Below are 26,436 nucleotides of genomic sequence, written 5' to 3' on the forward strand. Positions count from 1 at the left end.
GGGCGGATTGTAACGGAAAGGCTAACGCTCACGGTTGGCAAAACTGTCCAGGGCACGTTGAATACATTGCGCGGTTTTACCGAAGGCTTGCACGCTGGCATCGCTGAGCACGGCGCCGGCCTGGTCGGCGACGATGACCATTACCTCACGGTCGTTGCTGGCCAGTGAGCGGATCAGCAGGTGCTCGCTGGGAAATAACGCCTTCAGCGAGCCTGGCAGCAGGGCCGAGAATTGCGCGATATTGGCTGGCGTCAGGCGCAGCTGTGCCGGTGCCTTGAGCAGGCGCCGCAGCACCTGGCTCTGCTGTGGGTCGATGACCAGGGTGCTTGCCGACTTGTCCAGGCCGGCCTGTTGTTGGGCTCGCAGGCGGCTGTGGCTGGGGTCGGCCAGGAGCAGTAATACCCGCGACATGCCGCAGGCTTGCAGGGCTTGAGTGGCACCGCTGGTGAGCTGGTCGAGGTTGTGGAATGCACTCGGTTGCGCAAGCAATTGCGCGCAATGTTGGCGCCATCCATTGTCTGTAGGCGTTGCCGGCGTTGCCGTCGCCGCAGGGGTGATGGTTTTGCCTTGCAAGCGCCGCGCATCCCAGGGCCAGAGTAGGGCTTGGGCCGGATGCCAGAGATCGGCCGTGGCTTGCTGGCGTGCACTCTGCGCCGCGTGCTGGTGAATCTGTTGCTGCACATCGCTCAGCGGCAGTTGCAGGTAGAGCCCGGTCAGGTGCTGCCAGCGCAGGCTGTGGGGGCTATTCCAGGCGTGGTGGGCCGACAGCGCCAGGCCGTTGGCCAGCAGGATGCTGTTGGCTGGCTGGGTCAGCCAACGGCGCAGAGGTGTATCGGCATCGAGCATTTGCTGCTGGTGCAGGGGGTGCTGATTGTCGCGCGCGATGTGCAGCGCCTTGACCAGTTGACGGCGATCTGCGATCAGCAGGCGGTAGCCTTGGATCACCCAGTCGGGTAGGCGCCAGCGCTCGGCTAATGCCAGGCACAGGGCCAGCAAAGGGACGCCGAGCAGATCCTGCTCGACCTTGGCTGCCGGCTCAGCTTGGGCCAGTACGCGCTGCTCCCATTGCTCGAACAGCTCGGGATGGGCCGCCAGTAGCGACCAGATGGGTGCGAGAAATAATAGGCTGCCCCAGTGGATCTCCTGCCAGAGCCGCGCCAGACGGCCACTGAACAAGCCGCCGGCTTGCTGCGCCGCGTGCAGGCTGATCAATTGGATCTGCCGCAGCGCCAGGGGGATTTCGTCGAGGGGGCAAGCGGGTTGGCGTTTCACCAGCTCCAGGGTGCGCTGCAAACCCAGTCGGCTGAGCGCACTTTCCAGGCTTTCGGAGGGGGCGCTGAAGCTGCCAGCCTGCCGATTGGCCTCGCGTAGAACACTTAATGCGAGGGCTGGGCTGGCCTGCATCAATTCGGCTATTTCACGCAGCGAGCGACGGCTGTCGGACAAGGCACGACAGACATCCAGGTGGTGATCGACAGGCACCGGCAACAATTGCTTGTCCAGCTGTTCGAGCCAGTCTTCGAGGGTGCGCGGTAGGGGCTTTGAGGTTGGCATCGGTGCTTAGCCATGCTGGCTTTTAGACTTAACTGGCTATAGTCTCGCGCATAAGTTCCGATAAATAGAAGGGTTGTTTTGCATAACCCTCACCACAGGCCGCGCAAGTTTCCTTTCTATGGCAAAAATAATTGGCATCATCGTTGTAATTGCTAGCGTGCTCGGCGGCTTTATTCTGTCCGGCGGCCAGTTCATGGCGCTGGTCCATCCATTTGAAGTGATGATCATCGGCGGCGCCGCGCTGGGGGCTTTTCTGCAGGCCAACCCGGGCAGCATGTTCATGCAGGTGTTCAAGAAATCCTTGAGCATGTTCAGCTCGCGTTTCAGTCACGCCTACTATCTCGAGGTGCTGAAACTGATCTACGAAATCCTCAACAAGAGCCGCCGCGAGGGGATGATGGCGATCGAGGCCGATATCGAGGAGCCGTCGGCCAGTCCGATATTCGGCAAGTATCCAACCATCCTCAAAGATGAGCGGATGATGGCCTATATCTGCGATTACCTACGCATCATGTCTTCGGGCAATATGGCGCCGCATGAGCTGGAAGGCTTGTTCGATATGGAGATCGCCAGCCTCAAGGAAGAGCTGGAGCATCCCGCGCATGCCGTGGCCAAGGTTGCCGACGCCATGCCTGCCATGGGTATCGTCGCCGCGGTGCTGGGCATCGTGATTACCATGTCGATTCTCGCCGAAGCGGATAACGCTCAGATCGGCGAGAAGGTGGGTACTGCGCTGGTGGGCACCTTCCTGGGTATTCTGGCGTCCTACGGCTTCTTCGGACCCTTGTCGGGTGCCCTGGAGCATGACGCCAAGGAAGAACTCAATGTCTACGAGGCCATAAAGGCTGGTTTGGTCGCGTCGGCATCCGGCATGCCGCCGTCGTTGGCCGTCGAATTCTCGCGCAAGGTGCTCTACCCGGCCCATCGGCCGAGTTTTGCCGAGCTTGAGCAGGCGATGCGCGGAAGCTAACGGAAAATGGAAAACAATCAGCCGATCATCGTTAAGCGGGTCAAGAAGGTTGCCGCTGGCCACCATGGTGGTGCCTGGAAGATTGCCTTCGCCGACTTCGCCACGGCGATGATGGCGTTCTTCATGGTGATGTGGCTGATGTCCGTGGCTACCCCTGAACAGAAGAAGTTGATTTCCGGTTACTTCAAGGATCCGATCGGCTTTTCCGAAAGCGCCAGTCCCTTCGTGATCGATCTCGGTGGTTCGCCCACTCCGGCGCCGGATCGCACGCTCAACCAGCAGGTCGATGATCAAACCGAGGGCGAGGAAGTCGAGATCGAGCCGGCCCAGGTCGACCCTACGCTGGCCGAAGGAATGGCCGACGAGCTGGAGCGCGAACGCCTCGAGTTGCTGCTGCAGGAGTTGCAGAGCAAGGTCGAGGATAATCCGCAACTGCAACGCTTCAAGGATCAGATTCTCTTCGAGATCACCCAGGATGGCTTGCGCATCCAAATCATGGACGCCGAAAACCGGCCGATGTTCGATAGCGGCAGTGCGCACCTGCAGCCGCAGTTCGAGGACATCTTGCTGGCCCTGGCTGACACCATCAAGGCGGTGCCGAACAAGATCAGCATCAGCGGCCATACCGATGCCAAGCCGTTTGCCGGTGCTGGCGAATTCGGCAATTGGGAACTCTCCGCGAATCGGGCCAATGCCGCTCGCCGCGCCTTGATCGCGGGCGGTTACGACGAGGTGCAGGTGGCTCGGGTAGTGGGTTATGCCTCGTCGGCATTGTTCGACCGGGACGATCCATTGAATCCGGTCAATCGGCGTATCGATATCGTCGTGCTGACGAAAAAGGCTCAGCGCGCTATCGAAGGCGAGCAGGATGGCGCCGTCGATGCCGCGCCTGCAGTGCCTGGCGGCGCCGCACTACCTGAGTTACCGCCGCCGCTCATCCCGGATCCGGTTGGGCCGGAGGCGTTGCGTGAGCGCTTGAATATTTTCGAGGACGGGGTGTTGCAGTTCGACCAACCGAGCGAATAAATTGCTGCATGTACGCTCCAGGCCGCGAGTACTCGCGGCCTGGTCGTTTCAGTAGTCCGCGTCGGGCAGGCTGGCCAGGATATGCCGATAGCTGGCCATCCGTTGTGGCTGGACGCGACCGTCTTCCAAGGCCTTGAGCAGGGCGCAGCCAGGCTCGCGGTCATGCTTGCAGTCGCGAAAGCGGCACTGGCCGATCAGCTCATTGAACTCGATGAACCCCGCTTCGACATCCGCGCGGCTGACATGCACCAGGCCGAACTCGCGAATACCGGGCGAGTCAACCAGCTCGCCGCCGCCGGGGAAGTGGAACAGGCGTGCGGTGGTGGTGGTGTGGGTGCCCTTGCCGGTCAGTTCCGACAGCGGTCCGACCCGGGTGTCCACGCCTGGCAGCAGGCTGTTGACCAGCGATGACTTGCCAACCCCGGACTGGCCGACGAAGACGCTGACGTGGCCGTCGAGCTGCTGCTTGAGCTGCTCCATGCCGTCACCCTGATGGGCCGAGACTTCCAGTACGGGGTAACCGAGCTGGCGATACACGCCGAGCAGGACGTTCAGCGCCACGGCGTTCTGCTCGTCGATCAGGTCGGCCTTGTTCAGCAGCAGCAAGGGGCGAATGCCGGCGTGTTCGGCGGCCACCAGATAGCGGTCGATCAGGTTGGCGTGGGGCTCGGGTAGCGGGGCGAAGACGATCACGATCAGGTCGACGTTGGCCGCCACCGGCTTCAGCTGGCCGCGGGTATCCGGGCGGCACAGTTCGGTTTTGCGTGGCAATTGCGCAACGATGACGCCGATGCCTTGATTGCCAGCACGCCAGACCACGCGATCGCCGGTGACCATGGCCGGCAGGTTGGCGCGCAGGTGGCAGCGAAACACCTGGCCGGCCAGTTCGCCGTCCTCGGCTTCGACTTCGACCTGTACGCCAAAGTGGGCGATGACCAGGCCGAGCTGTTCCGGCCCGAGGTCGCCGCCCTCCAGGGTTTGCACGGCCTGCGACTCGCGCTTGGCCGCGCGGGATGCTCGCTCGCCCTGAATTTTGTCGATGCGCCAGCTTTGCCGGCGGTTGAGTTGGCGTTTGGCCATGAAAGTTCCGAGGTTGACTTGCGGTGAAATCCGCCAGCGAGTCTAGCACGCGGCACATGCAGACTCGCGCTGCAGCGTTGCGGGTTAGACTGCAGCGCCGTGGCGATTGGCACGTAGCCGCGATAAGTAGAGGCGATAAATGGTTGCGCGCGTACCGATGATTGCTCGAGTGGCCGGACGCTCTCCGGCCCTGCTGGCGTTGCTCGCCCAGCTATGCGCGGCGCTGGTGGTGGGCGGGGTGATCGTTCTGGCGGTGCAGTTCTCGAACTGGCGGCCCAGCAGCTTGGCCGCCGGTTTGATCCTGGGCTTGCTGGCGGCGAGTGTCGGTCGCTGGTTCGGTTTATCGTCTTGGTGGTGGTGGCTGAACTTGGGCTTTGCCCCGGCGCTGATTTTGTTCAGCGGTGCGCCGCTGCCGTCCTGGGTGTTTCTTGCCGGCTTTCTGCTGCTATTGCTGTGCAACTGGAACAGCTTCGGCGAGCGGGTGCCGCTGTATCTGACCGGGGCGCGCAGTCGTCAGCAGCTGGCCGAGTTGCTCGTCCGGCAGCCAGTCGATTTTCGCTTCGTCGATCTCGGTTGCGGCCCGGCGGGGGCCTTGCTCTGGCTGGCGCGGCGCTTTCCCCAGGCGCAGTTTGTTGGGGTGGAGACCGCGCCCTTGCCGTTTGCCATCGCCTGGCTGCGCGCATTGCCGCAGAACAACTGCCGGATTCGCTACGAGAATCTCTGGCGCACCGATCTGGCGCAATTCGACGTGGTCTATTGTTTCCTCTCACCCGCGCCGATGGCGGCGCTATGGACCAGAGCCGTGGCGCAAATGACTGCTGGTGCCTGGCTGGTCAGCAACAGCTTCGAGGTGCCTGGGGTGCCGGCCGATCAGCAGGTCGAACTGCATGACTGGCGCCGCTCACGCCTGTTGTTATGGCAGATGCCGGGAGTCGGTCGGGCGTGACCGTGCGTGGCGAGGGTAAGTCCGCCAGATCCCGTGTGGGTTTATTCGCTAAACTGCCGCTATCAGCCGAGGAGTACAGCATGCAGAACCCGCAGAATCTGATCTGGATCGACCTGGAAATGACCGGGCTCGATCCGGACCAAGACGTGATCATCGAAATGGCCACGATCATTACCGATAGCGAGCTCAATATCCTGGCCGAAGGCCCGGTGATTGCGGTGCATCAGAGTGATGAGGCGCTTGCCGGCATGGATGAATGGAACACCCGCACCCATGGCGAAAGTGGCCTGGTCAAGCGCGTGCGGGAGAGCACGATCAGCCAGGCCGAGGCCGAGGCGCAGACCATTGCCTTCCTCGAGCAGTGGGTGGCCAAGGGCCAGTCGCCGATCTGCGGTAACAGCATCGGTCAGGATCGGCGTTTCCTCTATCGCTACATGCCGGATCTGGAAGCCTATTTCCACTATCGCTATCTGGATGTCTCGACCCTGAAGATCCTCGCCGAGCGCTGGGCGCCGCAGCTCAAGGAAGGTTTCCAGAAAAAAGCCAGCCATCAGGCGCTGGACGATATTCGCGAGTCCATCGCCGAACTCCAGTACTACCGCGAGCATTTCATCAAGGCTTGAGCCTTGGCTTTAGCAGGCCGTTGAAAAAACGTAGGCGAGGCAGGCAAGACAAGGAAAAAACGGCCGAAAAAGCGCAGTTTACTGCTGTAAATGAGCATTTTGATGCCGTTTTTAACGCAGTATTGCCAACGCAGGTAGGTTTTCAACGACCTGCTAGGGTGCGCCCCGCTCGGCGTGGCGTGCCAGCGCCCACTCGACATGCTCGCGCACCAGCGCCGAGGGGTGTTCGCGGCGGGCCTGCAGCGCCTCAAGCACCGGGATGCTCGAGGGTGCATTGCCCAGGCCTACCGCCAGGTTGCGCAGCCAGCGCTCGTAGCCGGCGCGGCGCAATGGCGAGCCTTCGGTACGGCTGAGAAATTCTTCTTCGCTCCAGCGGAACAGTGCGGCCAACTCGGCGTTGTCCAGTTGATGGCGCGGCTGGAAGTCGCCCTGCTCGGTGGGGCGGGCGAAGCGGTTCCACGGGCAGACCAGCTGGCAGTCGTCGCAGCCGAACACGCGGTTGCCGATCGGTGCGCGCAGTTCCTCGGGGATCGAGCCTTTCAGTTCGATGGTCAGGTAGGAAATGCAGCGCCGTGCATCCAGCACGTAAGGGCCGACAAAAGCCCCGGTCGGGCAGATGTCCAGGCACGCGGTGCAGCGCCCGCAATGTTCTGTGGCGTGCGGCGCATCGACCGGTAGGGGCAGGTCGACGAACAGCTCGCCAAGGAAAAAGTAGCTGCCGGCGCTGCGGTTGAGCACCAGGGTGTTCTTGCCGATCCAGCCGAGTCCGGCCTGTTCGGCGATGGCTTTCTCCAGTACCGGTGCGCTGTCGACGAAGGCGCGGTAACCGAATGGGCCGACCTGTTGCTGGATGCGCTCGGCCAGTTGCTGCAGGCGTTTGCGGATCAGCTTGTGGTAATCGCGGCCCAGGGCGTAGCGCGAGACATAGGCTTTCTCCGGCTCGCCCAGGCGCTGGGCCATTTGTGTGTCGCCGGGCAGGTAATCCATGCGCAGCGAGACCACCCGCAAGGTGCCGGGCACCAGTTGGTCAGGATGCGAGCGCTTGCTGCCGTGGGCGGCCATGTAGTCCATCTCGCCCTGGTAGCCGGCGTCCAGCCAGCGTTGCAGGTGCGCCTCGTGTTCACCCAGCTCCAGCCCGGCGATGCCGACCTGTTGAAAGCCCAGCTCGCGGCCCCAGTCCTTGATCGATTGGGCGAGGGCGATGAGGTCGAGTGCGGCAGTTGTCATATGGGGCGGGTAACCGGAGCGGAGGTAGGTATAATTCTGCCAGACATCGGAGCCGACGCATGCCGCAATCGCCAGACAATCTTCCCTGCGCTTTATATAGCGCCGCCCAGGTGCGCGAACTGGATGCCCGCCTGATCGCTGCCGGTACCCCCGGTTTCGAGCTGATGAGCCGCGCCGCCCATGCCATCTGGCGGGCGCTGCGCCGCCGTTGGCCGGACGTCGGGGCGCTGACGGTGCTGGCCGGCTGCGGCAACAATGCCGGTGACGGTTACCTGGTGGCCGCTCTGGCGCTGCGTGCCGGCTGGCGCGTGCAACTGCTGGCGGTGGGCGATCCGGCGCAATTGCAGGGCGCTGCAGCGCAGGCGCGCGATGAAGCGCAGGCCGCTGGCGTGACGATCCAGCCCTGGAGCGAGTGCGCCGCGCTGAATGGCGTGGTGCTCGATGCGCTGCTCGGCACTGGCCTGAACGGCGCGGTGCGCGAACCCTATGCCCAGGCGATCCGCCTGCTCAACGCCAGTGGCCTGCCGGTACTGGCGGTGGATATTCCCTCGGGCCTGTGCGCCGACAGCGGTCAGGTGCTGGGCGTGGCTGTGCGTGCGCAGCTGACGGTGAGCCTGATCGGTCTGAAGCTGGGGCTGTTCACCGGTGAGGCGCTCGATTGGGTCGGCGAACTGGTATTCGATGACCTGCAGGCCGATCCGGCGCTGGTCGCTGCGCAGGCGTGCGTGGCGCAACGCCTGGCCGGGGCGACTCTGCCGCGCTTGCCGGCGCGACCGCGCAGCGTGCACAAGGGACAGTTGGGCCATGTGCTGGTGGTCGGCGGTGACCGCGGCTTTGCCGGCGCGGCCTTGCTCGCCGCGCAGAGCGCTTTGCGCGGCGGCGCTGGAATGGTATCCCTGGCCACCCGTGGCGAGCATCTGGCCGCGGCGCAGGCGCGCATCCCCGAGGTAATGGGCTTCGCCGTGGCCTCGGCCAATCAGCTTCGGGCGTTGGGCGCTTCGGCCAGTGTCTGGGTGGTCGGGCCGGGCCTGGGTCGGGGAGCCTGGGGTCGCAGCCTGTTGTCGCTGGCGGCGATCAGCGGCGCGCCACAGGTGTGGGATGCCGATGCCCTGAACCTGCTGGCCGCGGCTGCGGTCAAGATGCCGGCTGGTGGTGTGATCACCCCGCATCCGGGCGAAGCCGCGCGCTTGCTGGGTGTCAGTACCGCCGCCGTGCAGGCTGATCGCCCGGCCGCGGCGCGAGCCCTGGCCCAGCGCTATCAGGCGGTGTGTGTGCTCAAGGGCGCGGGCACGCTGTTGGCCGATCCTGCCGGGCAGCTGTTGCTCTGTGATCGCGGTCACCCGGTAATGGCCGGCGCCGGTTTGGGCGATGTACTGGCGGGCCTGATTGGCGCGTTGCTGGCGCAGGGCTTGCCGGCGCTGGCGGCGGCCAGTCTGGCAGTCTGGCTGCATGCAAGTGCCGGCGAGCATCTGGCCGAGCAGGGCTGTGGGTTGGCGGCGAGTGACCTATGCGCCACCATTCGTCAATTGTTGCAGGAGCAGTCAGCTTGACCGAATTAGAGCTGTATGCCGCAGATGAAGCGGCGATGTTGAGCCTGGGCGCGCGTATCGCTCAGGTGACTGGCGGGCGTGGGGTGATCTATCTGCATGGCGATCTAGGCGCTGGCAAAACCACCCTGTCGCGCGGGATCATTCGCGGTCTGGGTCATATCGGGGCGGTGAAGAGTCCGACCTTTACCCTGGTCGAACCTTACGAAATCGACGCGGTTCGCGTGTTCCATTTCGACCTGTATCGCCTGGTCGACCCCGAGGAATTGGAGTACCTGGGGGTGCGCGACTACTTCGAGGGCGATGCCTTGTGCCTGGTCGAGTGGCCAGAGCGCGGAGCAGGCGTTTTGCCAAAGGCCGACATGGATATTACCATTACCGCGCAAGCGCCCGGCCGTTCCCTGTATCTGCAGGTGCAAGGCGAGCGCGGCGAAACCTGGCGTGCCACTTTGGCCGCCGGGGCATGATCAAAAAAAAATGGGGTCGGGTATGCGCATAGGCGCGCGTTTCATCGCGGTTGGAGTGGTACTGGCGGCACTGGCTGTCGAGGTTTTTGCCGCTTCGGATGTGCGCAGCGTAAGGCTGTGGCGTGCGCCGGACAACACACGTCTGGTGTTCGACCTGTCCGGTCCGGTGCAGCACAGTGTCTTTACCCTCACAGCGCCGAACCGTATCGTCATCGATGTTAGCGGCGCCAAACTCGCGACCCAGTTCGATAACCTGGCGTTGAGCAATACACCGATTACCGGCATGCGTTCGGCGCAGCGCACGCCCGAGGACCTGCGGGTGGTGATCGATTTGTCGGCGCAGGTCACGCCGAAGAGTTTCGTCCTGGCGCCCAACCAGCAATATGGCCATCGCCTGGTGGTTGATCTGTTCGATCAGGAGTCGGGTGCTGCCCCCAGCCTGCCCGCGACGCAGGTTGCCACTGCGCCGCAGTTGCCGGTAACACCGACCCAGGCACCGCCCAAGTGGACGCCGCTACCCAGTGGCAAGCGCGATATCGTCATCGCCATCGATGCCGGTCACGGTGGTGAAGACCCTGGCGCGCTGTCACCGATCAAGGGCCTGTTCGAGAAGCAAGTGACCCTGGCGATTGCCAAGGAGTTGCTCCGCCAGGTCAATGCCGAGAAAGGCTTCCGCGGTGAGCTGGTGCGTACCGGCGACTACTTCATCCCATTGCGCAAGCGCACCGACATTGCGCGCAAGAAGGGCGCGGATCTGTTCGTTTCGATTCATGCCGATGCGGCGCCGCGGGCGGCGGCCTTTGGCGCGTCGGTGTATGCCCTGTCGGATCGCGGTGCCACCTCGGAGACGGCGCGCTGGTTGGCCGACTCGGAAAATCAGTCGGACCTGATCGGCGGCGCCGGCAATGTCAGCCTGGACGATAAGGACCGCATGCTGGCCGGGGTATTGCTGGATCTGTCGATGACGGCCTCGCTGTCGTCCAGCCTGAATGTCGGCAACAAGGTGCTGAGCAATATGGGCCGGATCACCCCGCTGCATAAACGCCGGGTCGAGCAGGCGGGTTTCATGGTACTCAAGTCGCCGGATATGCCGTCGATCCTGGTCGAGACCGGGTTTATCTCCAATCCTAGTGAGGCGCGCAAACTGGCCAGTTCCGGCCACCAGCAGGCGCTGGCACGTTCTATCGTCACCGGCGTGCGGCAGTTCTTTCAGCAGAATCCACCGCCCGGCAGCTACGTCGCCTGGCAACGCGATAACGGCAAAATCGTCCAGGGGCCGCGCGAGCATGTGGTCAGCTCCGGTGAGAGCCTGGCGTTGATCGCGCTGCGTTATCAGGTCAGCCTGGGCGCCCTGCGCAATGCCAATTCGCTGAAGTCTGACGTGATCAAGGTCGGTCAGACCCTGCAGATTCCCAGCACTGCGCTGGCGGCTCAACCATGAGTGGTGACGCACGTATCCAGTTGCTGAGTCCGCGGTTGGCCAACCAGATCGCCGCCGGCGAGGTGGTCGAACGGCCCGCTTCGGTGATCAAGGAGCTGCTCGAGAACAGCCTGGACTCCGGCGCCCGCCGCATCGATGTGGATATCGAGCAAGGTGGGGTCAAGCTGCTGCGGGTGCGTGACGACGGGGGTGGCATCGCTCCGGACGATCTGCCGTTGGCGTTGGCCCGGCATGCCACCAGCAAGATTCGTGAGCTCGAAGACCTCGAACAGGTGATGAGCCTGGGCTTTCGTGGCGAGGCGCTGGCCTCGATCAGCTCGGTCGCACGGCTGACTCTGACCTCGCGCACGGCGGACGCCGAGCAGGCCTGGCAGGTGGAAACCGAAGGCCGCGACATGCAGCCGCGCGTGCAGCCAGCTGCGCACCCGGTCGGCACCTCGGTAGAAGTGCGCGACCTGTTCTTCAATACCCCGGCGCGGCGCAAGTTTCTCAAGACCGAGAAAACCGAATTCGATCACCTGCAGGAAGTCATCAAGCGCATGGCGCTGGCACGTTTCGATGTGGCTTTCCACTTGCGCCATAACGGCAAGACCGTGCTGGGGCTACACGAGGCGCATGACGATGTCAGTCGTGCGCGACGCGTGGCGTCGGTCTGTGGTGCGGCCTTTCTCGAACAGGCGCTGCCCATCGAGGTCGAGCGCAATGGCTTGCGTCTGTGGGGCTGGGTCGGCTTGCCGACCTTCTCGCGCAGCCAGGCGGACCTGCAGTATTTCTACGTCAACGGGCGCACGGTGCGCGACAAGCTGGTCGCCCATGCGGTGCGCCAGGCCTATCGCGACGTGCTGTTCAATGGTCGTCATCCGGCCTTTGTCCTGTTCCTGGAAATCGACCCCTCGGTGGTCGATGTCAACGTGCACCCGACCAAGCACGAAGTGCGTTTTCGCGACGGGCGCATGGTCCATGATTTTCTTTACGGCACCCTGCATCGCGCCCTGGGCGATGTGCGCCCGGAAGATCAGCTGGCGGCACCGGCAGCGGTGGCCGGCATGCTGGCGCCGACCGGGCAGGCGGCGGGCGAGTTCGGTGCCCAGGGCGAGATCGGCCTGGCGGCCAGTTTGCTCGAGCCGGCGCCTAGCGAGTCGATCTGGCGCTCGCCGGGGGCCGGTTATCAGGGGCAGCGGGCGCAGGCCGGAGTACCGGCTGCCGAGGCGCAGGGCGCCTACCGAGAGTTTTTCGCGCCGCTAAGCGCGACGCCGGCGAGCCTGGCCGAGGGGCAGGGCGATGTGCCGCCGCTCGGTTATGCCATCGCCCAGCTCAAGGGTGTGTATATCCTCGCCGAGAACGTGCAGGGTCTGGTGCTGGTCGACATGCATGCGGCGCACGAGCGGATCACCTATGAGCGGCTGAAGGTCGCCATGGCCAGCGAAGGCTTGCGCGGGCAGCCATTGCTGGTGCCCGAATCGCTTGCCGTCAGCCAGCGTGAGGCGGATTGCGCCGAGGAGCATGCGGCTTGGTTCCAGCGTCTGGGCTTCGAGTTGCAGCGTCTGGGGCCGGAAAGTCTGGCTATCCGGCAGATTCCCGCGCTGCTCAAGCAGGCCGAGGCCAATCGACTGGTAGCGGATGTGTTGTCCGATCTGCTCGAGTACGGCACCAGTGACCGGATTCAGGCGCACCTCAACGAACTGCTGGGCACCATGGCTTGTCATGGTTCGGTGCGTGCCAATCGACGCCTGAGCCTGCCGGAGATGAACGCTCTGCTACGCGACATGGAGCACACCGAGCGCAGCGGTCAATGCAACCATGGCCGACCGACCTGGACGCAGTTAGGCATGGACGACTTGGATAAGCTGTTCCTGCGTGGTCGCTGACCAGGCTGCGGGCGATTGGCGCTCGCGCCACACCGAGAAGCATTGACGATGTCCGAGCGCCTGCCTCCGGCAATTTTCCTGATGGGGCCTACCGCCGCCGGCAAGACCGATCTGGCCCTCGAGCTGGCGCGGGTGCTGCCGTGCGAGCTGATCAGTGTCGATTCGGCCTTGATCTACCGCGGCATGGACATCGGCACCGCCAAGCCCGACAACGCCATTCTTGCCGAATTTCCCCATCGCCTGATCGACATTCGCGACCCGGCCGAAAGCTACTCGGCGGCTGAATTTCGTGCCGACGCCTTGGCGGCGATGGCCGAGATCAGTGGGCGAGGGCGCATCCCGCTGCTGGTCGGCGGTACCATGCTGTATTATAAGGCGTTGCTCGAAGGGTTGGCCGATATGCCTGGCGCCGACCCGCAGGTGCGTGCCGAGTTGGAGGCGCGTGCCCAGGCCGAAGGCTGGGATGCCCTGCATCGTGAGCTACAGGCGGTGGACCCGGAGTCCGCGGCGCGCATCCATCCCAATGACCCGCAACGGCTGGTTAGGGCGTTGGAGGTCTACCGCGTCAGCGGTTTGAGCATGACCGCGCACCGCCAGCGCCAGGCTGAGCAAAATCATGTCATGGGCGCCGCCGGTGCGGGACAATTCCCCTATACTGTCGCGCACTTGGCCATCGCTCCGGCGCAGCGCCAGGTGTTGCATGCGCGAATTGCGCAACGATTTCAGGTGATGTTGGAACAGGGCTTTGTCGGCGAGGTCGAACGCCTGCGTCAGAGAAGTGACCTGCATCCGGGGTTGCCGTCTATACGGGCGGTGGGTTATCGCCAGGTGTGGGATTTTCTGGAAGGTAATCTGAGCGAGGCGCAAATGCGCGAACGCGGCATTATCGCCACGCGTCAGTTGGCCAAAAGACAGTTTACCTGGTTGCGCAGTTGGGCCGATTTGCACTGGCTGGATAGTCTGGCTTGTGACAATTTGCCGCGTGCCTTGAAATACCTGGCAGCGGCCTCCATATTGACCTGAGACCTTGCCATTGGCCGTCTATCCTTGGGGGTATGGCGGCCTGAAGCCATTTCTTATCTCACTAAAACTATTAATTATTGATTTTTCAAAGGAGTGCTACACATGTCAAAAGGGCATTCGCTACAAGACCCTTACCTGAATACCCTGCGTAAGGAACGCGTCCCGGTTTCCATCTACCTGGTCAACGGCATCAAGCTACAAGGTCAGATCGAGTCTTTCGACCAGTTCGTGATTTTGCTGAAAAATACTGTCAGCCAGATGGTCTACAAGCACGCTATCTCCACTGTGGTGCCAAGCCGCCCCGTGCGTTTGCCGAGCGTTTCCGAGACTGAGCTGGCTGAAGCCGCTGAAGCCGCTGAAGCCGAGCCGGGCAACGCCTGATTTAGGAGGTCGTATTGTTCTTCGAGCGCCATGAAGGGGGTGAGCGGGCTGTTCTGGTTCATCTGGACGGTCAAGACTCCGCGGCGCGCGAAGATCCGCAAGAGTTTCAGGAGTTGGCCATTTCGGCTGGCGCTGACACGGTTGCCTTTCTTAGCGTGCCGAGTAACCGGCTGACGGCGAAATACCTGATTGGCAGTGGCAAGGTCGAGGAGTTACGCGACCAGGTCAAGACCCTCGAGGCGGATCTGGTGATCTTCAATCACGTGCTCACGCCCAGTCAGGAGCGCAACCTCGAGCGGGTTTTCGGGTGCCGGGTGCTGGATCGAACCGGCCTGATTCTCGATATTTTCGCCCAGCGCGCCCGTACTCACGAAGGCAAGCTGCAGGTCGAACTGGCCCAGTTGGATCATCTGAGCACGCGCCTGGTTCGCGGCTGGACTCACCTGGAGCGGCAGAAGGGGGGGATCGGCCTGCGTGGTCCGGGTGAGACTCAGCTGGAAACCGACCGCCGTTTGCTGCGGGTGCGCATTCGTCAGATCAAACAGAAACTGGAGAAAGTGCGCAGTCAGCGCAAGCAGGCGCGGCGCGGACGCCAGCGCGCGGACATCCCGTCAGTGTCTCTGGTCGGCTACACCAATGCCGGCAAGTCGACCCTGTTCAATGCCTTGACCGAGTCTGATGTGTACGCTGCCGATCAGTTGTTCGCCACCCTGGATCCGACCTTGCGTCGACTGGAGTTGGATGACCTGGGACCGGTAGTGTTGGCCGATACGGTGGGTTTTATTCGGCACCTGCCGCACAAGCTGGTCGAGGCGTTTCGGGCGACGCTCGAAGAGTCGAGTAATTCCGACTTGCTGCTGCATGTGATCGATGCGCATGAGCCTGAGCGCGATCAGCAGATCGAGCAGGTCATGGCGGTGCTGGGCGAGATCGGCGCACACGAGTTGCCGATGCTCGAGGTATACAACAAGCTGGATCTGCTCGACGGGGTTGAACCGCAAATTCAGCGAGACGCGAACGGCAAGCCGCAGCGGGTCTGGTTGTCTGCTCGTGACGGACGTGGCCTGCCCTTGTTGAAGCAGGCCATTGCCGAGTTGCTGGGCGATGATCTGTTTATCGCTACCTTGCAGTTGCCGCAGTGCCTGGCGCGGCTGCGGGCACAGTTTTTTGCCTTGGGTGCGGTGCAGAGCGAGGAACATGCCGAGGATGGCAGTAGTTTGTTGGCCGTACGCCTGCCGCGGATTGAGTTGAATCGACTGGTTACCCGTGCAGGTTTGAAGCCGTTGGAGTTTATCGAGCAACACACTTTGCAATAAAGCCTGCGTCAGTGGCTTTGCCGTTGATGGCTGGCATTCGGTAGCATTGGTCGGCGCGCCGTGGGCGCGTCTTTGCTTTACTTAGATGGAGAGCGCTATGGCTTGGAATGAGCCGGGTGGCAACTCGAACAATCAGGATCCTTGGGGCGGCCGCAAAGGCGGTGATCGCAAGGGGCCGCCGGATCTCGACGAAGCCTTCCGCAAGCTGCAGGAAAGCCTCAATGGGCTGTTCGGTGGCGGTAAGAAACGTGGCAGTGACGACGGTGCTGGTAAAGGCGGTGGTTTCGGTCTGCTATTCATTGGCTTGGGCTTGCTCGCGGCCGTTTGGCTGTACAGCGCGATCTACGTGGTCGATGAGCAGGAGCAGGCCGTGGTGCTGCGTTTCGGCGAGTACTACGAAACCGTAGGGCCGGGCCTGAACATCTACTTCCCGCCGATCGATCGCAAATTCCAGGAGAACGTCACCCGCGAGCGTGCTTACAGCAAGCAGGGGCAGATGCTCACCGAGGACGAGAACATCATCGAAGTCCCGCTGACCGTGCAGTACAAGATCAGCAATCTGAAGGATTTCGTGCTCAACGTCGATCAGCCGGAAATCAGCTTGCAGCACGCCACCGATAGCGCCGTGCGCCATGTGGTCGGTTCGACCGAGATGGATCAGGTGCTGACCGAAGGCCGTGAGCTGATGGCCAGTGAGGTCAAGGATCGCTTGCAGCGCTTCCTCGATACCTATCGCACCGGCATTAATGTGACCCAGGTCAACTTGCAGAGTGCGGCGGCGCCGCGTGAAGTGCAGGAAGCCTTCGACGATGTGATTCGCGCCCGTGAAGATGAGCAGCGTGAGAAAAACCAGGCGGAAACCTATGCCAATGGCGTGGTGCCGGAGGCTCGCGGTCAGTCCCAACGTCTGATCGAAGACGCCAGCGGCTACCGCGAAGAAGTGGTTTCCCGTGCAACGGGTGAGGCGGATCGCTTTACCGCCCTGGTTGCCGAGTACCGCAAGGCACCGGAAATCACGCGTGAGCGTTTGTACCTGGACACCATGCAGGAGTTGATGAGCAACACCAGCAAGGTGTTGGTGACTGGCGACAAGGGCCAGAACAACCTGCTGTATCTGCCGCTGGACAAGATGATCGATGGCCGTAGTTCGTCTGCGCCCAACTCGAGCTCGAGTGCTGGCGCCAGTGATGCAAGTTCGCGAGTGAAAATAGACCCGCGTCAGGTTGAGCTGCGCACAAGGGAGAGCCGTTGATGAGCAATAAATCGCTGATCGCCCTGATTGTTGGCGTAGTGCTGGCGTTGGTGGCCTGGAACAGCTTCTATATCGTGGCGCAAACCGAGCGGGCCGTGTTATTGCAATTCGGCCGTATCGTTCAGCCGGATGTGCAGCCGGGTCTGCACGTGAAGGTTCCTTACGTCAATCAGGTGCGCAAGTTCGATGCCCGCCTGCTGACCCTGGATTCCTCCAGTTCGCGTTTCCTTACTCTGGAAAAGAAAGCGCTGATGGTCGATGCCTTCGCCAAGTGGCGAGTGCTCGATGCCGAGCGTTACTACACCGCGACTTCCGGTATCAAGCAGATTGCCGACGAGCGTCTAGCACGTCGTCTGGAAGCTTCGCTGCGTGACCAGTTCGGCAAGCGCACCCTGCACGAGTCGGTGTCCGGCGAGCGTGATGCGCTTATGGCGGACGTTACGGCTTCGCTCAATCGCGCTGCACAGAGCGAGTTGGGTATTGAAGTGGTGGATGTGCGGGTCAAGGGTATTGATCTGCCGAAAGAGGTTAATCGTAGCGTATTCGACCGCATGAGCTCCGAGCGTGAGCGTGAGGCTCGCGAGCATCGTGCCAAGGGTAAGGAGTTGGCCGAAGGTATTCGTGCCGATGCCGATCGTCAGCGGCGTGTGCTGCTGGCCGACGCGTACCGCCAGGCTGAAGAACTGCGCGGTAATGGTGATGCCCAGGCGGCGGCGATCTACGCCAAGGCTTATGGTCAGGATCAGGAGTTCTACTCCTTCTATCGCAGCCTGAAGGCTTATCGCGAGAGCTTCGCGGACAAGCGTGATGTGTTGGTGCTTGATCCGAGCAGTGATTTCTTCCGCTACCTGGAAAAATCCAAGCCTTGACCTTTACCCCGGCGGGCGCGAGACGTCCGTCGGGGTGACCGTTGAAGAAAACGTGGTATCATGCGGCAGCCGGGAAAATCCCGGCTTTTTTGCGTCTGTGGGTATCATGTGGCAGGAGTTGGACGTTGCGTTTTGTCCACTGCTGGTGCTGGAAGGCACCCTGTCCTTCCTCTGTCCGCGCTTTGGCGTGGGGCAGCCGCACAGCTTGCAAGGCTGTCGGATCGACGACTGCGACTGATGGGGCTGGTCAGCATGTTGCTGGGTACAGCTCTCCTTTTTCTGCTTCACTGAAGGCTTGTGCCGCCCGGTTCAAGAGGGGAATGGCGATATGGCAACGGTAGACCGCTGGCTCCTGCCAGATGGCATCGAAGAAGTACTGCCGCCGGAAGCGGCGCGCATTGAAGTCGCGCGCCGTCAGGTGCTGGACCTATTCCAGCGCTGGGGCTATGAATTCGTGGTGACGCCGCATATCGAATACCTGGAGTCGCTGCTTACCGGCGCAGGCCAGGATCTGGATCTGCGCACCTTCAAGGTGACCGACCCGTTGTCGGGTCGGCAGATGGGTTTTCGTGCCGATATCACGCCGCAAGTGGCGCGTATCGACGCGCATACTCTGCGCCGCGAAGGGCCGAGCCGGCTGTGCTATGCCGGTAGTGTGGTGCATGCTCAGCCGCGCGCGCTGACCACCTCGCGCAGCCCGATCCAGTTGGGTGCCGAGTTGTATGGCGATGCCAGTCCAGCCAGTGACGTGGAGGTTATCAGCCTGCTGGTGGATACCCTGGAGTTGGCACAGGTGCCCGACATTCACATGGATCTCGGTCATGTAGGTATCTACCGTGGCCTGGCACGTGCCGCCGGCTTGACTGGCGAGGTCGAGCAGCAACTATTCGATGCGCTGCAACGCAAGGCCCTGGATGAGATTGTGCTGCTGACCGAGGCCTTGCCGGCGGCGTTGTGCAAGATGTTGCGCGCCCTGGCCGAGCTCTGTGGCGGTCGTGAAGTGTTGGACCTGGCGCAGGCTTGTCTGGTCGAGGCGCCGGACGATGTGCATGCTGCGCTGGATGACTTGCTGGCGATTGCCGATACACTGAGTCTGCGTTATCCGGAGTTACCGCTGTACTTCGATCTGAGTGAATTGCGCGGCTATCGCTATCACACCGGCGTGGTATTTGCGGCCTTCGTGCCGGGTGTCGGTCAGTCGATAGCCCAGGGCGGTCGCTATGACGATATCGGCGCGGATTTCGGTCGGGCGCGTCCGGCGACGGGCTTCTCCACCGACCTGAAAACCCTGGTCAGTCTTGGTCAGATGCCGCTCGGCGAACTGCCTGCGGGAATCTGGGCGCCGGATCATCATGATGTGTACCTGTGGCAGGCGGTGCAGCGACTGCGTGGTGAAGGCGAGCGTGTGGTGCAGGCTCTGCCTGGGCAGGCTTTGGCCGATGCTCGCGAGGTGGGCTGTGATCGTCAATTATTGCTGTGTGATGGTCGTTGGCAGGTCGCGCCGTTGGCTGGCTAGGCCGACCGGCACTCTGGCTCTATCCCCAGCGGGCCGTCCAAATTGGCCGTCCTAAATTGTTTCCGTCGGCCGTGGTCGACATCAAGCTTGCGCGAAGAGGACAAGTGTTATGGGTAAGAATGTCGTAGTCCTGGGCACCCAGTGGGGCGATGAGGGCAAGGGTAAGATCGTCGACCTGCTCACCGAACAGGCTGCAGCCGTCGTGCGTTATCAGGGCGGCCACAATGCCGGTCATACTCTGGTGATCGACGGCGAAACAACCGTCCTGCATCTGATCCCGTCGGGCATTCTGCGCGAGAACGTCCAGTGCCTGATCGGCAATGGCGTAGTGGTTGCTCCTGACGCACTGATGCGGGAAATCATCAAGCTGGAAGGGAAGGGCGTGCCGGTGCGCGAGCGCCTGCGTATCAGCCCGTCTTGCCCGCTGATCCTGCCCTATCACGTGGCCCTGGATCAGGCGCGCGAGAAAGCCCGTGGCGATCTCAAGATTGGTACCACCGGTCGCGGCATTGGCCCGGCTTACGAAGACAAGGTGGCGCGTCGCGGACTGCGTATCGGCGATTTGTTCCATCGCGAACGTTTCGCTGCCAAGCTGGGTGAGTTGCTCGATTACCACAACTTCGTGCTGCAGAACTATTACAAAGAGCCGGCCATCGATTTCCAGAAAACCCTGGATGAGTGCATGGAATACGCCGAGCTGCTCAAGCCGATGATGGCCGATGTGACGGCGGTGCTGCACGAGATGCGCCGCGAGTCCAAGGACATCATGTTCGAGGGCGCCCAGGGTTCGCTGCTGGACATCGATCACGGTACCTACCCCTACGTGACCAGTTCCAATACCACCGCTGGCGGCATTGCAACTGGCTCGGGTTTCGGCCCGATGTACCTGGATTACATCCTCGGTATCACCAAGGCCTACACCACGCGCGTCGGCTCCGGGCCATTCCCCACCGAATTGTTCGATGAAACCGGGGCTTTTCTCGCCAAGCGTGGTCATGAATTCGGTTCCACCACCGGTCGTGCCCGTCGTTGCGGCTGGTTCGATGCGGTGATCCTGCGGCGCGCCATCGAAATCAATAGCATTTCCGGTCTGTGTCTGACCAAGCTCGATGTGCTCGATGGTCTCGAAACCATTCGTATCTGCGTTGGCTACAAGGATCAGTACGGCGAAGTGCTGGTCGACGCGCCGACCGATGCCGACAGCTATCTGGGCCTGCAACCGGTGTATGAGGATCTGCCGGGCTGGAGCGAGTCGACCCTGGGCGCCAAGACCCTGGACGAATTGCCGGCCAGCGCGCGGGCCTACATCAAGCGCGTGGAAGAGCTGGTCGGTGCGCCTATCGACATCATCTCCACGGGCCCGGACCGCAACGAGACCATCGTGCTGCGTCACCCGTTCGCCTGATTGTCATGAGCGGTACAGCAAAGGGTCGCCATGGGCGGCCCTTTGTCGTTTTGTGGCAAGGGCTTCAGCTTTGTATTTTGCGGCCGATCACTGCTTATAAGCTGGCCTGATTTGAAAGGAGTGGAACCTTGTCCGCCATGTTCGCATTGCTGCACAGCCGTTTGTTGCGCCCGGTATTTATTGCCCTGGGTGTGGCCATGTTGGTGCAGGTATTCCTGGCCGTATGGCTGACTCGCACCACTGTGGATGACTTGGTTGCCGACCTGGCGACGCGCCTGGAGGGCGATAGCCAGCGCTTGGGTGGCGAGTTGGATGCCGCCGAGCGCGAGGTGGTGCAGAGCTTGGCGGCGCTGTCGGCAAATACCCGCGAGAGCCTTGGTGCGGCGTTGTCCGGGCGGCTTCAGGCCGAGCAGGAGCAGTTACGCGGCGTGCTCGAGCAGAATCTCAAGCAGTCGGGTAGTGCGATGGCGCAGTTGCTGGCTGGTGTTGCGCCCAAGGCCATCTGGGATGGCGATGTGCCGGCGCTGACGGCGTTCACGCGCATCGCTCAGCGTGATCCTACGGTTTTGTTTGCCGTTTATTACGATGCGCAGGGGCAGCGCCTGACCCGCAATTTCAATCGCAGCGATGCCCGGGTGCGGGCCTTGGTCGCTGCGGGCCAGGGCGACACCAAGCTGGATAAGCTGGTCGAAGCGGCTTCGCGCGACCCGCAGGTATTCATGGTCGAGGAGCCCATCAGTCCCATGGGGGCGCAGATCGGCAAGGTCCAGTTGGGCCTGTCCAGGGCTGCGGTGGAGCAGGAATTACAATCGCTGGATCAGCGTTTCTCTGCGCTGGTAGGCAATGCGGGCGAGTTGGTGGATGCCAGTCTGGCCAGTGCCGCAGGCGAAAGCACTCGGGCGCTGCAGCGGCGCCTGACCGAGGCGCAGCAGGCGGCCGAGGGTATGGCGCAGGGTAGCCTGAGTTCGGTCAGGGCTGCTGCTGAGAGCTTGCGTTGGCGCATCGCTGTCGGGCTTTTGGTGGTCGGTTTGCTGGCGTTGCTGGCGGTGGCGCTGGTCCTGGGTTGGCGGGTGTTGAGCCGCCTGCAATTGCTGATCGCGGCCTTGCAGGATCTGGCAGAGGGTGAGGGTGACCTGACCCGGCGGGTCGAGTTGGACAGTCGTGACGAAGTGGGTGACATGGCGGCCGCAGTCAATCGGTTTGTCGCCAGGTTGCAACCCATCGTGCGCGAGGCCGGTGAGGTGGCGGTGCTCACCGGGCGGGAAATCGACGCTCTGGCGTTGCGCAGTGCTGCGGCTGAGGCTGCCGCCGGGCGCCAGCGCGACGAGGTGGCAGGTAGCCTGCGGGCTTTGGCGCAAATGGCGGGTGAGGCGCAGGCGGAAAGCCAGGCGATGCAAGAGGCGTTGCGCCGGGTGGCGGCGATTCGTCAGTCTACTCAGGATAATGCGGCGATTGCGGTGCGGGTCGGTGGGGCGATGGAGACCCTGGTGCTGCGGGTTGGGGAGGGGGCTGCAGTGATTGAGCGGCTGGCCAGGCAGAGTGAGCAGATCGAAGTGGTGCTGACGGTGATCCATGGTATCGCCGAGCAGACCAACCTGCTGGCCTTGAATGCCGCCATCGAGGCGGCGCGGGCTGGGGAAAGTGGTCGTGGTTTCGCTGTGGTCGCCGACGAAGTGCGTGCGCTGGCGAGCAAGACCCAGCAGTCGACCGGCGATATTCAGGCGCATATCGGTGCCTTGCAAAAAGGCGCGCGTGAGGCGGTTGGCGCGATCGGGCAGGCAGGTCAGCAGGCGGATCAGGGGCTGGCTGCGCTGCTGGAAAGTGCCAAGGTGCAGCAGTCGGTGCAGGCGGCGGTGGAGGAGGTGCATGGCGCCATCAATGCGGCGACTCAGGCGGCGGCGCATCAGGCGCAAGGTGCCGATGCGGTGCGTGGGCGGGTCGAGGTGATTCATGCCGAGGCCCAGCGTGCGGCCGAGGCGGTAACTGCCACGGCCGACAGTGGGCGAGTGCTGGATGGCTTGGCCAAGCAACTGAAAGCCAGTCTGGGGCAGTTCCGCGTTTAGGATTGGCTGAAAATGCGAGGTTGGCGCTGAGGAGCGACGCTCAGCACTATCGCCCTACCGGGCTTCGCGGTCCGGTCCGGCCTGCACAATGCGTGTTTTCGGGTAGGTTTCTGGTCCGTCGCACTAAATCGCAGGCAAGAAAAAACCGAGCGCTTGGCTCGGTTTTTTGAATTGGTGCCCAGGAGAAGACTCGAACTTCCACGACCGTAAGGTCACCAGCACCTGAAGCTGGCGTGTCTACCAATTTCACCACCTGGGCTTGATTGCAATGATCGCTCATTTGCTATCAACTACAACTACGTTTGCCGTCGTTGTGGCGCGCATAATACGGTTCGACTTTTTACTTGTAAAGCCCTGTGAAGAAAAAAGTTTATTCTGTGTGCTGTGCTGACCCGGATAGTGGTTTCGCGCTTCAATAGGCACATGGAAAACCGAATTTATATAGAAAAGGTGAACTCTCTCTAATGGCCGACTGGCAATCCCTCGACCCTGAGGCCGCTCGTGAAGCGGAAAAATACGAAAACCCCATCCCGAGTCGCGAGCTGATTCTGCAGCATCTCGCCGAGCGTGGTTCCCCGGCGAATCGTGAGCAGTTGCTTGACGAGTTCGGCCTTACCACCGAAGAGCAGATCGAGGCGTTGCGTCGTCGGCTGCGTGCCATGGAGCGCGATGGTCAGCTGATCTATACGCGTCGTGGCACCTATGCGCCGGTGGACAAGCTGGACCTGATCCTGGGGCGCGTCAGCGGCCACCGCGACGGTTTTGGCTTTCTGATTCCGGATGACGGCAGCGATGACCTGTTCCTCAGTCCGGCGCAGATGCGCCTGGTCTTCGATGGCGACCGTGGCTTGGCGCGGGTTACCGGCCTGGATCGGCGTGGGCGCCGCGAAGGCGGCATCGTCGAAGTGCTGACCCGCGCCCATGAAACCATCGTCGGTCGCTATTACGAAGAGAGCGGTATCGGTTTCGTGGTCGCCGACAACCCGAAGATCCAGCAGGAGGTGCTGGTCACGCCGGGGCGTAATGCCGCAGCCAAGCAGGGCCAGTTCGTCGAGGTGAAAATCACCCATTGGCCGACCCCGCGCTTTCAGCCGCAGGGCGACGTAATGGAAGTGGTTGGCAACTACATGGCGCCAGGCATGGAAATCGATGTTGCGCTGCGCAGCTATGATATTCCCCATGTCTGGCCCGAGGCGGTGGTCAAGGAAGCGCGCAAGCTCAAGCCTGAAGTCGATGACAAGGACAAGGAAAAGCGCATCGATCTGCGTCATCTGCCGTTCGTGACCATCGACGGCGAAGATGCCCGCGATTTCGACGATGCGGTCTATTGCGAGAAGAATGGCAGCAACTGGCGGTTGTTCTCCGGTGGCTGGAAGCTGTACGTGGCGATTGCCGATGTCTCCCACTATGTGAAAGTCGATTCGGCGCTGGATGCCGAGGCGCAGGTGCGTGGCAACTCGGTGTATTTCCCCGAGCGGGTGATCCCGATGCTGCCGGAGGAGCTGTCCAACGGTCTCTGCTCGCTGAATCCGCAAGTGGATCGTTTGGCTCTGGTCTGCGAGATGAGCATCTCGAAGACCGGCAAGATGATCGATTACCAGTTCTGCGAGGCGGTGATCCATTCCCATGCGCGCCTGACCTACAACAAGGTCAGTGCCATGCTCGAAGAGCCGAAAGGCACCGAAGGCAAAGCTTTGCGCAGTGAGTACAAGGAAGTGCTGCCGCACCTCAAGCAGCTCTACTCCCTGTATCAGGTGTTGTTGGCGGCGCGTCATGAGCGTGGCGCCATCGACTTCGAGACCCAGGAGACGCGGATCGTCTTCGGTGCCGGGCGCAAGATCGCCGAGATTCGCCCGACCCAGCGCAACGATGCGCACAAGCTGATCGAGGAGTGCATGCTCGCCGCTAACGTGGCCACCGCCGCGTTCATGCAGAAGCATGAAATCCCGGCGCTGTATCGCGTGCACGATGGTCCGCCGCCCGAGCGCGTGGAAAAACTCAAGGCCTTCCTCACCGAGCTTGGCTTGTCGCTGCATCGCGGCAAGTCCAAGGATGGCCCGTCGCCGAAGGACTATCAGGCGCTGCTGGAAAGCATTCGCGGTCGCCCGGATTACCACCTGATCCAGACCGTGATGCTGCGTTCGCTCAGTCAGGCGGTGTACAGCGCCGATAACCAGGGCCACTTCGGTCTGAATTACGAGGCCTATGCCCACTTCACCTCGCCGATCCGGCGTTACCCGGATCTGTTGATCCATCGGGCGATACGCAGCGTGATTCGCTCCAAGCTCGACACCCCGCACGTCACGCGTGCGGGCGCGGCGAGCATGCCCAAGGCGCGCATCTATCCCTATGATGAGCCGATCCTGGAGCAGCTCGGCGAGCAGTGCTCGATGTCCGAGCGGCGCGCCGACGAGGCGACCCGCGATGTGGTCAACTGGCTGAAGTGCGAGTTCATGAAAGACCGTGTCGGCGAAACCTTTCCGGGGGTGATCACCGCCGTGACCGGTTTCGGTCTGTTCGTCGAGCTGACCGATATCTACGTCGAGGGTCTGGTGCATGTCACCGCCTTGCCAGGCGATTACTACCATTTCGATCCGGTTCATCATCGCCTGGCCGGCGAGCGCAGTGGGCGTAACTTCCGCCTCGGCGACACGGTCGAGGTCAAGGTCATGCGGGTCGATCTGGACGAGCGCAAGATCGACTTCGAAATGGCGCAGAGCGTCGTGGATGCCCCGGTTGGGCGTCGGCGCGGTGGTTTCGAGTCGGCTGCGGGTAAAACCGGGCGCAGGGACGGGCGAGCTACCGCTGCTGGTGGTACCGATGTGGAGAAAAGCCGCGAACTGAAAAAATCGTTGCTAGCCGAATCCAAAGGCAAGGGGCGCGGTGCTAAAAACGAGTCCGCCAAGCCGGCGAGTGCTGACGCCAAATCCGCCAAGCACCGCAAGGGTCCGCCAAAAAGCGGGGGGCCGAGCGCTGGTGGCGGGCCACGCAAGCGTAAGGCGAAGTCATGAGTCAGCTGGAAAAAATCTACGGCGTGCATGCCGTGGAAGCCCTGCTGCGTCATCACCCCAAGCGGGTCAAGCAGGTGTGGTTGGCGGAAGGGCGCAATGATCCGCGGGTGCAAGTCCTGCTGGCATTGGCCGCAGAGGCGCGGATCGCCGTTAGCCAGTGCGAGCGGCGCGAGATGGATGCCTGGGTTGAGGGTGTGCATCAAGGGGTGGTCGCTGATGTCAGTCCCAGCCAGGTGTGGGGGGAGGCGATGCTCGAGGAGTTGCTCGATCGCGCTATAGGCCCGCCGCTGTTGCTGGTACTGGATGGGGTGACCGATCCGCACAATCTCGGCGCTTGTCTGCGTACTGCCGATGCGGCAGGTGCGCTGGCGGTGATAGTGCCAAAGGACAAGTCCGCCACGCTCAATGCCACCGTGCGCAAGGTGGCCTGTGGCGCTGCCGAGGTGATTCCGCTGGTGGCAGTGACCAACCTGGCGCGCTGCATGGAAAAGCTCCAGCAGCGCGGGCTGTGGATAGTCGGTACTGCCGGTGAGGCGGAGCAGGAGTTGTATCAGCACGACATGACCGGACCGACAGTGCTGGTCATGGGGGCGGAGGGCAAGGGCATGCGCCGCCTGACTCGCGAGCATTGCGATTACTTGGTCAAGCTGCCGATGGCCGGCAGCGTCAGCAGTCTCAACGTCTCGGTGGCGACCGGGGTCTGTCTGTTCGAGGCGTTGCGCCAGCGCAGTAGCAAGGGTAAGAGCAAGCCTTGACTGCAGCGGGGTCGACCACGCCAGACAGGGCTTCGCAACGCTCTGTCTGGCGTAGCTCAGGCGTAATCCGCGTCAGCGCAGTCTGACTGTTCAAAT

At 62.3% G+C, this 26,436-nt stretch carries 21 protein-coding genes, 1 tRNA gene and 2 pseudogenes; 20 read left to right on the forward strand and 4 right to left on the reverse strand.

Features of this window, described 5'->3' with window-relative positions; genetic code table 11:
* Nucleotides 1–21 precede the first annotated feature (21 nt).
* Nucleotides 22–1,554 (reverse strand): HDOD domain-containing protein, encoded by a 1,533-nt coding sequence (locus tag B2D37_RS22035; RefSeq protein WP_079204697.1) that lies wholly within the window; start codon nt 1,552–1,554, stop codon nt 22–24.
* A 118-nt stretch (nt 1,555–1,672) separates the two neighbouring features.
* On the opposite strand from B2D37_RS22035, the gene motA reads away from it, so the two are divergent.
* A complete protein-coding gene (motA, locus tag B2D37_RS22040; protein ID WP_079204698.1) occupies nt 1,673–2,524 on the forward strand; it encodes a flagellar motor stator protein MotA in 852 nt (283 codons plus the stop codon).
* A gap of 6 nt (nt 2,525–2,530) precedes the next feature.
* Entirely contained in the window at nt 2,531–3,550 is a 1,020-nt protein-coding gene (motB, locus tag B2D37_RS22045) for a flagellar motor protein MotB (RefSeq protein WP_079204699.1), read from the forward strand.
* A gap of 48 nt (nt 3,551–3,598) precedes the next feature.
* Here motB and rsgA read toward each other — a convergent pair whose 3' ends face one another.
* Entirely contained in the window at nt 3,599–4,630 is a 1,032-nt protein-coding gene (gene rsgA, locus B2D37_RS22050; protein WP_079204700.1) for a small ribosomal subunit biogenesis GTPase RsgA, read from the reverse strand.
* 139 nt (nt 4,631–4,769) lie between these two features.
* Between rsgA and B2D37_RS22055 the strand changes: the two genes are divergently transcribed.
* Nucleotides 4,770–5,576, forward strand: a complete 807-nt coding sequence (locus B2D37_RS22055; protein WP_256573122.1) for a trans-aconitate 2-methyltransferase — start codon at nt 4,770–4,772, stop codon at nt 5,574–5,576.
* Between the two features lie 80 nt (nt 5,577–5,656).
* Nucleotides 5,657–6,199 (forward strand): oligoribonuclease, encoded by a 543-nt coding sequence (orn, locus tag B2D37_RS22060; protein WP_079204701.1) that lies wholly within the window; start codon nt 5,657–5,659, stop codon nt 6,197–6,199.
* A gap of 153 nt (nt 6,200–6,352) precedes the next feature.
* Here the strand turns inward: orn and queG are convergent, their stop codons facing one another.
* Entirely contained in the window at nt 6,353–7,426 is a 1,074-nt protein-coding gene (gene queG / locus B2D37_RS22065) for a tRNA epoxyqueuosine(34) reductase QueG (RefSeq protein ID WP_079204702.1), read from the reverse strand.
* Between the two features lie 59 nt (nt 7,427–7,485).
* Between queG and B2D37_RS22070 the strand changes: the two genes are divergently transcribed.
* From B2D37_RS22070 to B2D37_RS24280, 14 genes and pseudogenes are all read left to right on the forward strand, one after another.
* Entirely contained in the window at nt 7,486–8,976 is a 1,491-nt protein-coding gene (locus tag B2D37_RS22070) for an NAD(P)H-hydrate dehydratase (RefSeq protein WP_079204703.1), read from the forward strand.
* Complete coding sequence (gene tsaE / locus B2D37_RS22075) at nt 8,973–9,440, forward strand: tRNA (adenosine(37)-N6)-threonylcarbamoyltransferase complex ATPase subunit type 1 TsaE (RefSeq protein WP_079204704.1); 468 nt, start codon at nt 8,973–8,975, stop codon at nt 9,438–9,440. Before B2D37_RS22070 ends, tsaE begins: the two co-directional genes overlap by 4 nt.
* A 10-nt stretch (nt 9,441–9,450) precedes the next feature.
* Nucleotides 9,451–10,881, forward strand: a complete 1,431-nt coding sequence (locus B2D37_RS22080; protein ID WP_218190350.1) for an N-acetylmuramoyl-L-alanine amidase — start codon at nt 9,451–9,453, stop codon at nt 10,879–10,881.
* The gene (mutL, locus tag B2D37_RS22085; RefSeq protein WP_079204706.1) at nt 10,878–12,749 is read left to right on the forward strand and encodes a DNA mismatch repair endonuclease MutL; all 1,872 of its coding nucleotides are present in this window, start codon (nt 10,878–10,880) and stop codon (nt 12,747–12,749) included. Before B2D37_RS22080 ends, mutL begins: the two co-directional genes overlap by 4 nt.
* A 48-nt stretch (nt 12,750–12,797) precedes the next feature.
* On the forward strand, nt 12,798–13,772 hold the full coding sequence (gene miaA, locus B2D37_RS22090; protein ID WP_079204707.1) for a tRNA (adenosine(37)-N6)-dimethylallyltransferase MiaA: 975 nt from the start codon (nt 12,798–12,800) through the stop codon (nt 13,770–13,772).
* 102 nt (nt 13,773–13,874) lie between these two features.
* Complete coding sequence (gene hfq / locus B2D37_RS22095; protein WP_079204708.1) at nt 13,875–14,153, forward strand: RNA chaperone Hfq; 279 nt, start codon at nt 13,875–13,877, stop codon at nt 14,151–14,153.
* 14 nt (nt 14,154–14,167) lie between these two features.
* On the forward strand, nt 14,168–15,469 hold the full coding sequence (gene hflX / locus B2D37_RS22100; RefSeq protein WP_079204709.1) for a ribosome rescue GTPase HflX: 1,302 nt from the start codon (nt 14,168–14,170) through the stop codon (nt 15,467–15,469).
* Between the two features lie 97 nt (nt 15,470–15,566).
* Nucleotides 15,567–16,721: an FtsH protease activity modulator HflK gene (gene hflK / locus B2D37_RS22105; protein ID WP_079204710.1), complete on the forward strand. Its 1,155-nt coding sequence runs from the start codon at nt 15,567–15,569 to the stop codon at nt 16,719–16,721.
* Complete coding sequence (hflC, locus tag B2D37_RS22110; protein ID WP_079204711.1) at nt 16,721–17,590, forward strand: protease modulator HflC; 870 nt, start codon at nt 16,721–16,723, stop codon at nt 17,588–17,590. Before hflK ends, hflC begins: the two co-directional genes overlap by 1 nt.
* Nucleotides 17,591–17,696: 106 nt before the next feature.
* Nucleotides 17,697–17,881 (forward strand): annotated as a pseudogene (locus tag B2D37_RS22115) (DUF2065 domain-containing protein).
* 37 nt (nt 17,882–17,918) lie between these two features.
* The gene (locus tag B2D37_RS22120) at nt 17,919–19,106 is read left to right on the forward strand and encodes an ATP phosphoribosyltransferase regulatory subunit (protein WP_079204712.1); all 1,188 of its coding nucleotides are present in this window, start codon (nt 17,919–17,921) and stop codon (nt 19,104–19,106) included.
* A gap of 109 nt (nt 19,107–19,215) precedes the next feature.
* Complete coding sequence (locus B2D37_RS22125) at nt 19,216–20,511, forward strand: adenylosuccinate synthase (protein ID WP_079204713.1); 1,296 nt, start codon at nt 19,216–19,218, stop codon at nt 20,509–20,511.
* A gap of 944 nt (nt 20,512–21,455) precedes the next feature.
* Nucleotides 21,456–21,716, forward strand: a pseudogene (locus B2D37_RS24275) (HAMP domain-containing protein); the annotation flags it as partial.
* Nucleotides 21,690–22,574, forward strand: coding sequence for a methyl-accepting chemotaxis protein (locus tag B2D37_RS24280; protein WP_371915464.1), 885 nt, complete (start codon nt 21,690–21,692; stop codon nt 22,572–22,574). The pseudogene B2D37_RS24275 and the gene B2D37_RS24280, both read left to right, overlap by 27 nt.
* A gap of 172 nt (nt 22,575–22,746) precedes the next feature.
* On the opposite strand, the gene B2D37_RS22135 is transcribed toward B2D37_RS24280, so the two are convergent.
* Nucleotides 22,747–22,833: transfer RNA gene (locus B2D37_RS22135), tRNA-Leu, on the reverse strand.
* Nucleotides 22,834–23,038: 205 nt separating this feature from the next.
* On the opposite strand from B2D37_RS22135, the gene rnr reads away from it, so the two are divergent.
* Nucleotides 23,039–25,585 (forward strand): ribonuclease R, encoded by a 2,547-nt coding sequence (gene rnr / locus B2D37_RS22140; RefSeq protein ID WP_079204715.1) that lies wholly within the window; start codon nt 23,039–23,041, stop codon nt 25,583–25,585.
* On the forward strand, nt 25,582–26,340 hold the full coding sequence (gene rlmB, locus B2D37_RS22145) for a 23S rRNA (guanosine(2251)-2'-O)-methyltransferase RlmB (protein ID WP_079204716.1): 759 nt from the start codon (nt 25,582–25,584) through the stop codon (nt 26,338–26,340). Before rnr ends, rlmB begins: the two co-directional genes overlap by 4 nt.
* The last annotated feature ends 96 nt before the right edge of the window (nt 26,341–26,436 follow it).

The organism is Pseudomonas sp. CC6-YY-74, from assembly GCF_002025205.1.
Lineage (GTDB): Bacteria > Pseudomonadota > Gammaproteobacteria > Pseudomonadales > Pseudomonadaceae > Aquipseudomonas > Aquipseudomonas paeninsulae.

Bases quoted from the DNA above. Each gene is read 5' to 3' on its own strand.
- B2D37_RS22070 (WP_079204703.1), top strand. From the start codon at position 7,486: ATGCCGCAATCGCCAGACAATCTTCCCTGCGCTTTATATAGCGCCGCC.
- B2D37_RS22080 (WP_218190350.1), top strand. From the start codon at position 9,451: ATGGGGTCGGGTATGCGCATAGGCGCGCGTTTCATCGCGGTTGGAGTG.
- rnr (WP_079204715.1), top strand. From the start codon at position 23,039: ATGGCCGACTGGCAATCCCTCGACCCTGAGGCCGCTCGTGAAGCGGAA.
- B2D37_RS22120 (WP_079204712.1), top strand. From the start codon at position 17,919: ATGGCAACGGTAGACCGCTGGCTCCTGCCAGATGGCATCGAAGAAGTA.
- B2D37_RS24280 (WP_371915464.1), top strand. From the start codon at position 21,690: ATGGCGGCCGCAGTCAATCGGTTTGTCGCCAGGTTGCAACCCATCGTG.
- queG (WP_079204702.1), bottom strand. From the start codon at position 7,426: ATGACAACTGCCGCACTCGACCTCATCGCCCTCGCCCAATCGATCAAG.
- miaA (WP_079204707.1), top strand. From the start codon at position 12,798: ATGTCCGAGCGCCTGCCTCCGGCAATTTTCCTGATGGGGCCTACCGCC.
- mutL (WP_079204706.1), top strand. From the start codon at position 10,878: ATGAGTGGTGACGCACGTATCCAGTTGCTGAGTCCGCGGTTGGCCAAC.
- B2D37_RS22035 (WP_079204697.1), bottom strand. From the start codon at position 1,554: ATGCCAACCTCAAAGCCCCTACCGCGCACCCTCGAAGACTGGCTCGAA.
- hflK (WP_079204710.1), top strand. From the start codon at position 15,567: ATGGCTTGGAATGAGCCGGGTGGCAACTCGAACAATCAGGATCCTTGG.
- rsgA (WP_079204700.1), bottom strand. From the start codon at position 4,630: ATGGCCAAACGCCAACTCAACCGCCGGCAAAGCTGGCGCATCGACAAA.
- hflC (WP_079204711.1), top strand. From the start codon at position 16,721: ATGAGCAATAAATCGCTGATCGCCCTGATTGTTGGCGTAGTGCTGGCG.
- rlmB (WP_079204716.1), top strand. From the start codon at position 25,582: ATGAGTCAGCTGGAAAAAATCTACGGCGTGCATGCCGTGGAAGCCCTG.
- motB (WP_079204699.1), top strand. From the start codon at position 2,531: ATGGAAAACAATCAGCCGATCATCGTTAAGCGGGTCAAGAAGGTTGCC.
- B2D37_RS22055 (WP_256573122.1), top strand. From the start codon at position 4,770: ATGGTTGCGCGCGTACCGATGATTGCTCGAGTGGCCGGACGCTCTCCG.
- B2D37_RS22125 (WP_079204713.1), top strand. From the start codon at position 19,216: ATGGGTAAGAATGTCGTAGTCCTGGGCACCCAGTGGGGCGATGAGGGC.
- hfq (WP_079204708.1), top strand. From the start codon at position 13,875: ATGTCAAAAGGGCATTCGCTACAAGACCCTTACCTGAATACCCTGCGT.
- motA (WP_079204698.1), top strand. From the start codon at position 1,673: ATGGCAAAAATAATTGGCATCATCGTTGTAATTGCTAGCGTGCTCGGC.
- orn (WP_079204701.1), top strand. From the start codon at position 5,657: ATGCAGAACCCGCAGAATCTGATCTGGATCGACCTGGAAATGACCGGG.